We start from the raw sequence: 8,924 nt of genomic DNA on the forward strand, positions 1-8,924 counted from the left end.
ATTTTTTAATTGTTGTTACTACCCCCCCCCCCGAAAATGACAAATTCCAAATAACAAATAACAAATCTTAAACCAGTCAGTAACTAGCGCTCCGATTTTATCGGAGCGACTAGTGCTCTGAGATTGCTTCGTCATTTCATTCCTCGCAATGACTGCACTGTTAACCATTTCTTTCAACCTCTGGCAAAAGTATAACAAAAAATATGCAGTTTGTCAAGGACTTTTTTATATCGCTTTAATTTTGAGATAGGTGATGACTAATAATCAAATGAGACACCGAGTGAAAAAGCCCATCTATCACCTGAATCGTTTGTTCTTTTGGCATAATCAATAGTTACAGGCAGCAGATAGCCGGCAAGGAATGTATAAAATCGGACACCACTACCGACGCTGTTCTTAATATCACTAACCGCGGTATTTTCTAACTCGGCTGTAGAATTGATTCCAAGGCCGTTATCCGTATAAAAAAACCAGTTGATAGATTTCAGAAAAAAATCTGACAGCGGCCAGACCTGCTCAAGTGTAAGTATCGGGAATCGGTATTCAACTGTCGTTGCTAAAATATAATTGTAGTGGTATGCATCAGAATGTGAAAACCCGCGTAAAGGTAGCCTAAAATATCGTTTGTTTTCGCCTTCACTTACTAAAAAAAGATTGGCAAATACCAACGCACTTTCAGTGAATGCCGGAAAATACTTTTCATATCTTGCTGCATATTCGTTGTATTTTATATCGCCATCATAATTTTTGAATGCTTCTCTGTAGAGCACTCTAAAATTGGAGCCATATCTTGCATAGAGATATTTACCAGTGATAGTGTTTCTATCAAATGCAACAGAATAGCGATTAGTTCTTGTGGTGGCGATTATTTGGTTTTGGCTATTGTTTTCTTCTGTATATTTTTTTGTTGAGATGGCTGTTTCTATCCGATTGAACCTATTCAGCGGATAAATTACTGTAACTGTTTGAGCATGTTCTTTTTCTTTGATTGTTTCCTCGTCGGTTGTTAGATATTCTTCATTTTGTCCGACAGACGAGAATACAAATTGAGGTCGCCATTTTTTATAGGAATAGCCCACCGCATACTGCAACTCGCCTGTCTGTGAAGCATAAAGCAGTTGGTTGTATATTTCATGGTTGCCTAAAAGTTCAGATGCCTGCCAGTATGTAGCGAGAAAAAGTCCGTATTCAGAATGATACATCAAGAACGGAACTAATATATCAACTGATGGTTTGAACCGATAGGGAAACACTGGTGAGGATAGATATTCTTCTCCCTCCTTCCCAGTTGATGTTTCAACTAAAAACTCGTTTAATTTAATTTCTGATATCTTATTATCAAATGCTGAAATATCAGCGATATAAATATCTTTTCTGAAATTCCGGTAGTATGAAAAGACAACATTTTGTCCATCGGCTGAAAAACTGGGAGTGAACGCACCGGTTAACAGGTTTGTGCATTTTTGTAGATTACTACCATCAACAGATACAGTATAGATATTTACAGGCGAACCGCGTTTTTCATCTGCGGTAAAAATTATTTTTTTGCCGTCAGGTGAAACTGATGGCTCTGATTCATCACCCGCAAAATTTGTAAGTTGCGTTTTTTTGCCTGTGTTCATATCTAATACAAAAATATCGGATTGTGGGGTGGAGGGGGAAGATGCGTCTGCGTTTTCCTGCGAGAATGCAATAAATTGGCCATCAGGATTGTATACAGGTAATGCCTGGCTTTCTTTATCGTCGGTTAGTTTTTTGACTGATTTATCCGCAAAATTAAATTCATAAATATCGTTGTAACAGGTTTCCATCCCGACGAATACGAGTTTCTTACCATCAGCCGAGAAACAAGGTGATTCCACAGTGGTTATATTAACTGGTAATTTTGACAATTTTTTGGTTCCAATTTCACAGATATATATGTAGTCCTGCTGTGTTTTTTCGCCTGAAAATGTAATCATACTGCCATCAGGCGAAAAAGAAACTCTATCGTTATGAATCACATCAATATCGTTGGTATTACCAGCAGCCAAAATTTCTTTCTGTCGGGTTGAGAGATTCATCAATACCAGTTTGTTAATCCCATCTTCGTCGCTAATAAACGCGATTTTTTTATCAGCAGTTGAGCAGGTAGCCAATGCGGGATTGGTATTAGCATCAGGGATATTATCGTTATTATCTGCGGTTAATTTTGTGCCGTAGTCCACTGCTTCTTTATAGTCAGTTATTTTATCTTCATACTCTTCATAAAGCCATTCTTCCCATTTTTTGATAAACAGCCCCGGTGAGATATTGAGTGTATCGTAAAACGCTTCCGTAGTATCTAATTTATCACGGAGTGATTTTAACAATTTCTGTGGCTTATCGGGTCCGTATTCATTAACTAAAAAATGGTATGCTGATTCAGAAAGTTTGTAAGCAGGCGTTATCTGATGTGGTTTGAGATGGTTGAAAGTATTAAGATTTTTTAATGAAAGCACATTTTTAGTTGATACCATATCTCTGATAACCATCTCACGTATTGTAGCATCCGTATCACCATTTAATTTTGTATTATATTCAGCCATACCTTCCATCATCCATAGCGGGATAAAGATTCCACGAGCAAGCCGCATCGCTTTAAGTAGCGGTGATTCTTCATAAAGTATCGCAAATTGAATCACATGTGTGAACTCGTGCGGGATTACATTCCTCAGCCACCTTACAGAGCCATCGTTATAGACCAGAAACCTATTCTTGAACGCTTCGGTAACACCACCAGTGCCTTCGCCAATATCAACGATATTGGTCTGCTCAAACTCGTTATGGGTTCGGTAGATAAAAAACGGCATTTTTTTAGACGGCGCATATTCATAAAATCGGGTTGTAGTATTGAATGTTACTTCTAATATATCCGAGACAGTCGGTAGTAGGTCTTTTTCTTCAGGATAATGATATACTCTGAAATGTGGTGTTTCAATATATTGCCATTTTTTGACGGAAGTAATGACTTTATTCTCGGCAAACACAGATAAACACAGATAGAAGATACAGATGAACACAGATAAAGAAAATCTGCGTAATCTGCGTTTGATACACTGATTACTGCTGATAACATCACTGATTACCGCTGATAAATCTGTGGTCATCTGCGTTTTCATCTGCAGTAATCTGTGATATAAAAAATCTGCGTAATCTGCGTCCTTCATCTGCGTAATTTGCGTCCTAATAATTGTCTTCAACTTGAAAAACTCTTGTAGCCGTATAATCGTGGATTAAAAATCCACGACTACTTTCAATTTTTAACCTTTAACCTGCCTTTTTTGTTGATAGATATTTTTTGGCTTTCGCATTATCAGGTTCTACAGCGAGCGCTTTTTGGAAATAATACCTGGCTTCATTCTTTTTATCTGTTTTCAGATACAGTTCTGCAAGCCCTATAAGTGCAGATACCGAGTCGGCTTTTTGCTCAACTGCCTTTTTGTAATATGTTTCAGCATTAGCAAAATCGGTTTTGGCAAAATATGTTTCAGCAACTTTTATCAAAATCTCAGTAGAAAACTGCGACCTTAAACCCTCTGCCCGCTTGAATATTTCCAGTGCCTCATTATACATACCTCTTGCTTTGTAAGATAGTGCAAGGTTGAGCAATGCAGTTTGATTTTTTGGCGAAAAATTGCAGGCGATTTCATAATGTTCAGATGCTAATTCATAACGGTTCTGCCGAAAAAAAAGATTACCATAACGAAGCCGAATATAAATATCTTTGGGCTGGTTTCTTAAAAATTTTTCATAATAACTGAATGCCTTATCTGTTAAGCCCAGTTCGTCATACATTATCCCTAAATAAAATGGTATCCGAATATCCATCGCACCTAATTTTAGCGAAGTCCTTAATTGATTGATTGCTACAGGATAGAATTCACGCCCTTTCTGATAGTTAGCAATCCCGTTTTCAATATACGAAAAAATATCTTCCGGATTTTCTTCTATTTTAGATTTGGTTTTAAGAATTATCTTGTTGAGTTTTTCAGCGGGCAGGTATTGAGACGGGTTTTTTATCAGATAATTTTTTTCTTTTTTATGATAAAAAATATAAAAAATGCAAATACCGAGAACTAACAGACAGCAGCCTACAAAAAAGGTAGGGTGGGTTCTTCGTTTCATCATTTCTGTTCATCATTACTTTCTATCAAATCGGCAAGTTTTATTTTCGTCTCCTGTGAGTTCAGGAAACCTTTTAGTTCTTTTTCTTCCTGTTCCTTCTCATACTGTTTTATTGATAATTCTATCCGTTTTCTTGCTTTATCTACTTTTACAATCTTGCCGGTAACTTCCTCGCCGATAGTTAAAACATCTGATGGCTTATCAATTCTGGTTTTAGCAATTTCTGAGACATGAACAAACCCGTGAATTTTCGGCTCAAGTTCAACAAGACAGCCAAAATCCATCAGTTTTATCACACGACCACCTGTGGAACTGCCAATGGCATATTTATTGTATGGGTTCTCAAATAACGCCTTGTAACTTAAAGATACCTTTTGCTTTTCAACACTTGCATCTAAAACGATTGCCTCTATCTCTTGCCCTTCATCAAAAACATCTTTAGGATGTGCGATTCGTTCTGTCCATGAAATATCAGAGACATGAATCAACCCTTCTACACCATCTTCTAAAATCACAAATGCGCCAAACGGTGTAAGCGAGGTAATTTTGCCTTTGATTTTCATTCCTGGTTTGTAATTTTTTTCAACATCATCCCACGGATTCTTTTGGAGTTGTTTTAAGCCGAGTGCGATTTTGTTTTCTTTGGGCTCAAATTTAAGCACCTTAACTTCTAACTCATCACCAACCTTGTATTTTTCAGAAAGATTGTCTATCCGTTTATACGAAACATCGTTTATATGAAGCAGTCCGTCAATACCACCGAGGTCAACAAAAATACCGAAATCGGTAATTGTTGCTATTCTGCCTTTAACAATATTGCCTTCTTTGAGCCCAGCAAATACCTGCTGCTTCTTAAACTCTGCTATTTCTTTTTCAGCAATTTTATTAGATACAACGATATTTTTGCTTTCTCGGTCAAACTCGGTAATTTTTATACTGATTGGCTGGTTCGGTTCTTTTTTAATATGTTTTTTTGATAGATGTGAAGACGGCATAAATGCACAGATACCATCTATGTCAACCTCATAGCCACCTTTGATTTTTTTGGATATTTTACATTCAATAATTTCGCCTGATTTAAAAGTTTCTTCTACTTTTTTCCATATTAGAATCTCTTTTGCTTTTGTGTAAGAAATTACTGGTAAGCCGTTCCTGGGATTGAAATGAGATATATAAATATCAATCTCAGAACCAACCAACGGAATTGTTTGAAAATCATTCACACTCAAAAACCCATCTGTTTTTAAGCCTAAATCCACAACCACATTGTCATTGAATACTGCTATCACTTTTGACTTAATAATCTGACCTGGTTTCAACTGCTGAAACTCAGGCATCTTATCCATCACCATATCTTCCATCTGTGTAATCCTCCAATCTCTAATTTCTAATCTCTAATCTCCTCAGTCTATTTACGACTTCTTCTATTATCCAATCTGGTGTAGAAGCACCTGCTACAATCCCTGCAGAGTCTACATTTTTTAACCATTTGTTTTTTATTTCGTCTGCGTTCTCTACATAATATGTTTCTTTTCGTATTTTCTTTGAAATTGTAAAAAGCCGTCTCGTATTTGCAGAGTTTTTACCACCAATCACTAATATAATATCACAGCTCTTAGCCAGTTTTACTGTTTCGTTTTGCCTGTTTATAGCGTCGGGACAGATTGTATTGAAAATTTTGAACTCGTTAGAAAATCCTAAAAGCTGTGAAGCAATTTTGATAAAATTTTTCGGCGATTGCGTGGTTTGTGAGATGATTCCAATTTTTTTACAAAATACCAGTTTTTTAATATCTGAAACTGAATTTAACACAATACTGTTTTCGGGAAGATATGATATAATATATTTTATTTCCGGATGGTCAGGATTCCCGATGATTATCACACGATAATTTTTTTTTGCAAGTGTTTGAGCATATTTTTTTGATTTTGTAACAAATGGACAGGTTGCATCAAAAATTTTTAGATGGTAACGTTTTTGCTGAATCTTTTTCAGGAGCTGTTTGGGAATACCATGCGCCCGAATGATTACAGAACCGTTTTTTATCTCTGCTAAATTATCACACATTTTTATACCTTGTTCTTCAAGTTTTCTGACTACCTGTGGATTGTGAATTATCGGACCTATTGTATAGACATTGTTTCTTTTTTTTGATAGATTCAACGCTAAGTTAATCGCCCGACGAACACCAAAACAAAAACCAGCTCGTTTAGCAACTATAATTTTCATATACTACATCTGTCTGTATCGTCTTTCATACTTTCTATCTCGGACATTATTCTTTCTGTAATTGTATCATAATTTTCTTTAGAGTCGAATTTCAGCGGTGTTCCAAATTTTACTTTTAATCTTCTAAACTTAAAAAGATTGTCGGAGTTTATTACTGCAACAGGTATAACAGGTAAATTAGTCGCTATCGCCAACATAGCCGCACCGTTTTTTAATTTTCTGGTTTTACCCGGTTTATACCGCGTTCCTTCGGGAAAAATTAAAAGTATATTTCCGTTTTGTAAAATTTTTAGCGCACTCTTTAGCGCACTAATATCAACCGCATCTCTATCAACCGGGAAAGCATTTGTATGCTTTATCAGCCAGCCCAAAATCGGAATCTTAAAAAGTTGTTTCTTGGCGATAAAATATATCTGCTTTCTTATGCAAGTCCCTACAAGTGGCGGGTCTGCATAACTTAAATGATTTGCTGCTAAAATATATGGGCCCGCTTGAGGCAAATTATTAAGACCACTTGTTTGCCGACGATAAAGTGTAGTAAAAATTAACTTAAATGCTAACCAGCCTAACCAGTAAATCATTCTTTACTTTTCTGAACTTCTGTTAAAATCTTTTCAGCAACCTGATACGGTAACATATTGGTAGAATCAATTACTATCGCATCTTTCGCTTTTCTTAATGGATTGATACCTCGGTTCCTATCACGATAATCCCTTCGCCTTATTGCTTCAGCAATTTTTGTCAGCGAAACTTTCTGCCCTTTCATTTTTAATTCTTTCCATCTTCTTAAGGCACGCTCTTTAGGCTTGGCATCAAGATAGAATTTTTTTTCAGCATCCGGAAAAACAGCAGTTGTTATATCCCGACCTTCCATCACCACACCACCGTTTTTGCCAATTTGCCGCTGTTTCCGTCTTAAAATTGCTCTGACACCTTGAATCGCTGCAACGGTATTTGTGTTTTTTGTTACATTTTCAGAACGAATTTTTTCAGAAACATCTTTGTTGTCTACAAAAATTTTTAATTTGTCGTCAGTCTGAACAAGATTAATATCCGTTTTTTTAGCAAGTTGAATAATTTTTTCTTTGTTTCTTAAATCAATTTTGTGATTGAGTGCCTTCCAAGTAATCGCACGATACATCGCACCTGTGTCAATATAAAGATACCTGAGTTCTCTGGCAACGATTTTTGCTATCGTTGATTTCCCCGCACCCGCAGGACCATCAATCGCAACAATCGGTTTTTTCCTCATTTCTTAAATACTTTTTCAATTTCTTTTTTATCTCCGTAATAAAATATTCTGCATCATTTACAACTTTTTTTGCCTCTTCTTTTGTTATTTCTATTACATATTCATAATCTCCGTTACTTCTTTTTTCAAACGCATCTAACAATATTCTATGCAAGTTAGGTTCTATTTCTTTTGTTTTAGCAAAATATTCACCAAATGCTGAATGAACACCTGAATGTTTTGAGAACCTTAAATCCTTTGTGAGTAATAGTGCTTCTGCACAATAAAACATCGCATAATAACTTCTTGAAACGGATATGTCATAATTTCCTTTATTTAACTCATCGTTTGCTGACCTTATATTCCGTTCAGCTTTTTCTATTAGTTTTTTAATTTCATCTTGTTTGGTCATATAGACAAAAGCACTCCCTCCTTTAATACATTATGAACAAATATAGTTTTATAGTCCGCATCTACCCATTTTTTTTCTATTGGCATAACTGAAATTACCAAATTATATTTGAGGCAAATTGGTGCACGAATTTCACCTATCCGTTCAATCTCATCAAATCTTAAACCCATTTTTTTTAGAACTACTAAAATATCTATATCAGAGTCCGGTTCAGCATCGCCTCTGGCTTTTGACCCGTAAAGAATTAAACGGGATAGATTATCCCCGTAAAGTTTCTTTAACCCATCCACAAGCTCCTTTATCGCCACTTTTTCCTTTTCTGTTAAGTTATCCATTTTTTATTACACCTATTTTTTTGCTTTTCTTAAACAACAAAAAAATATTTCCAAATAATTTTTGATGGAAAAATATTTTCATCATTTCAATAAATCCCTAATTTCTATTGACTTTACAACTATGATAACCATGCCTTGTTGAGTATCTTCATCCATTCCTATACAAAGGGTAGTAGTAAATAATGTTTTATCGTCACTCCATGAAATATCTTCACTATAGCTATATTTTCTTTCTTCGTTATTCTCATCAACAATAGACTCTTGGTAATAATCATGAGGATTTGTTGGCAAACCATACATTTTGCACCCTTCTTGAATAATATTCGCCCAATCTGTATTGGTAAACCAAAAGATTTTAACAATTTTATTATTCTTGAAAGTAATTCTAATATCATATATTCCTTTTGGATTATCTAATAACCTAAAGATTCTTGTATTTTTTCATTGTTGAGTAGACATCTTTATAACCTCCTTGTGGTGACAGCCCTATCGGGCTGTCGTGCCCCTCGCAGAACCGTGCTTGCAGATTGCCCACACACGGCTCTTCAATAACACTTCCTCATAAAGCACA

At 35.7% G+C, this 8,924-nt stretch carries 9 protein-coding genes; all 9 read right to left on the minus strand.

All coding sequences use genetic code 11. The features are described from left to right. Positions 1 to 257: 257 nt before the first annotated feature. The 9 genes from AB1349_11475 to AB1349_11515 all read right to left on the minus strand — a co-directional run bounded on the left by AB1349_11475 (position 258) and on the right by AB1349_11515 (position 8,653). Complete coding sequence (locus AB1349_11475) at positions 258 to 3,188, minus strand: hypothetical protein (GenBank protein MEW6557949.1); 2,931 nt, start codon at positions 3,186 to 3,188, stop codon at positions 258 to 260. Positions 3,189 to 3,288: 100 nt separating this feature from the next. Continuing rightward, the gene (locus AB1349_11480) at positions 3,289 to 4,149 is read right to left on the minus strand and encodes a tetratricopeptide repeat protein (GenBank protein MEW6557950.1); all 861 of its coding nucleotides are present in this window, start codon (positions 4,147 to 4,149) and stop codon (positions 3,289 to 3,291) included. After that, a complete protein-coding gene (locus tag AB1349_11485; protein ID MEW6557951.1) occupies positions 4,146 to 5,507 on the minus strand; it encodes a S1 RNA-binding domain-containing protein in 1,362 nt (453 codons plus the stop codon). The genes AB1349_11480 and AB1349_11485 overlap by 4 nt, the downstream gene beginning before the upstream one ends. Positions 5,508 to 5,526: 19 nt before the next feature. Beyond that, positions 5,527 to 6,375, minus strand: a complete 849-nt coding sequence (locus AB1349_11490; protein MEW6557952.1) for a 4-hydroxy-3-methylbut-2-enyl diphosphate reductase — start codon at positions 6,373 to 6,375, stop codon at positions 5,527 to 5,529. Continuing rightward, entirely contained in the window at positions 6,372 to 6,956 is a 585-nt protein-coding gene (locus AB1349_11495; protein ID MEW6557953.1) for a lysophospholipid acyltransferase family protein, read from the minus strand. Before AB1349_11495 ends, AB1349_11490 begins: the two co-directional genes overlap by 4 nt. After that, the gene (gene cmk / locus AB1349_11500) at positions 6,953 to 7,627 is read right to left on the minus strand and encodes a (d)CMP kinase (protein ID MEW6557954.1); all 675 of its coding nucleotides are present in this window, start codon (positions 7,625 to 7,627) and stop codon (positions 6,953 to 6,955) included. The genes AB1349_11495 and cmk overlap by 4 nt, the downstream gene beginning before the upstream one ends. Beyond that, positions 7,599 to 8,018, minus strand: a complete 420-nt coding sequence (locus AB1349_11505; GenBank protein ID MEW6557955.1) for a HEPN domain-containing protein — start codon at positions 8,016 to 8,018, stop codon at positions 7,599 to 7,601. Before AB1349_11505 ends, cmk begins: the two co-directional genes overlap by 29 nt. Next, entirely contained in the window at positions 8,015 to 8,353 is a 339-nt protein-coding gene (locus AB1349_11510) for a nucleotidyltransferase domain-containing protein (protein ID MEW6557956.1), read from the minus strand. Before AB1349_11510 ends, AB1349_11505 begins: the two co-directional genes overlap by 4 nt. 81 nt (positions 8,354 to 8,434) lie before the next feature. Next, on the minus strand, positions 8,435 to 8,653 hold the full coding sequence (locus AB1349_11515) for a hypothetical protein (GenBank protein ID MEW6557957.1): 219 nt from the start codon (positions 8,651 to 8,653) through the stop codon (positions 8,435 to 8,437). Positions 8,654 to 8,924: the final 271 nt, after the last annotated feature.

Source organism: Elusimicrobiota bacterium (assembly GCA_040757695.1).
Lineage (GTDB): Bacteria > Elusimicrobiota > UBA8919 > UBA8919 > UBA8919 > JBFLWK01.

Coding starts and splice junctions, on each gene's coding strand:
- AB1349_11515 (MEW6557957.1), bottom strand. CDS start 8,653: ATGTATGGTTTGCCAACAAATCCTCATGATTATTACCAAGAGTCTATT.
- AB1349_11485 (MEW6557951.1), bottom strand. CDS start 5,507: ATGGAAGATATGGTGATGGATAAGATGCCTGAGTTTCAGCAGTTGAAA.
- AB1349_11505 (MEW6557955.1), bottom strand. CDS start 8,018: ATGACCAAACAAGATGAAATTAAAAAACTAATAGAAAAAGCTGAACGG.
- AB1349_11490 (MEW6557952.1), bottom strand. CDS start 6,375: ATGAAAATTATAGTTGCTAAACGAGCTGGTTTTTGTTTTGGTGTTCGT.
- AB1349_11495 (MEW6557953.1), bottom strand. CDS start 6,956: ATGATTTACTGGTTAGGCTGGTTAGCATTTAAGTTAATTTTTACTACA.
- AB1349_11480 (MEW6557950.1), bottom strand. CDS start 4,149: ATGATGAAACGAAGAACCCACCCTACCTTTTTTGTAGGCTGCTGTCTG.
- cmk (MEW6557954.1), bottom strand. CDS start 7,627: ATGAGGAAAAAACCGATTGTTGCGATTGATGGTCCTGCGGGTGCGGGG.
- AB1349_11510 (MEW6557956.1), bottom strand. CDS start 8,353: ATGGATAACTTAACAGAAAAGGAAAAAGTGGCGATAAAGGAGCTTGTG.
- AB1349_11475 (MEW6557949.1), bottom strand. CDS start 3,188: ATGAAGGACGCAGATTACGCAGATTTTTTATATCACAGATTACTGCAG.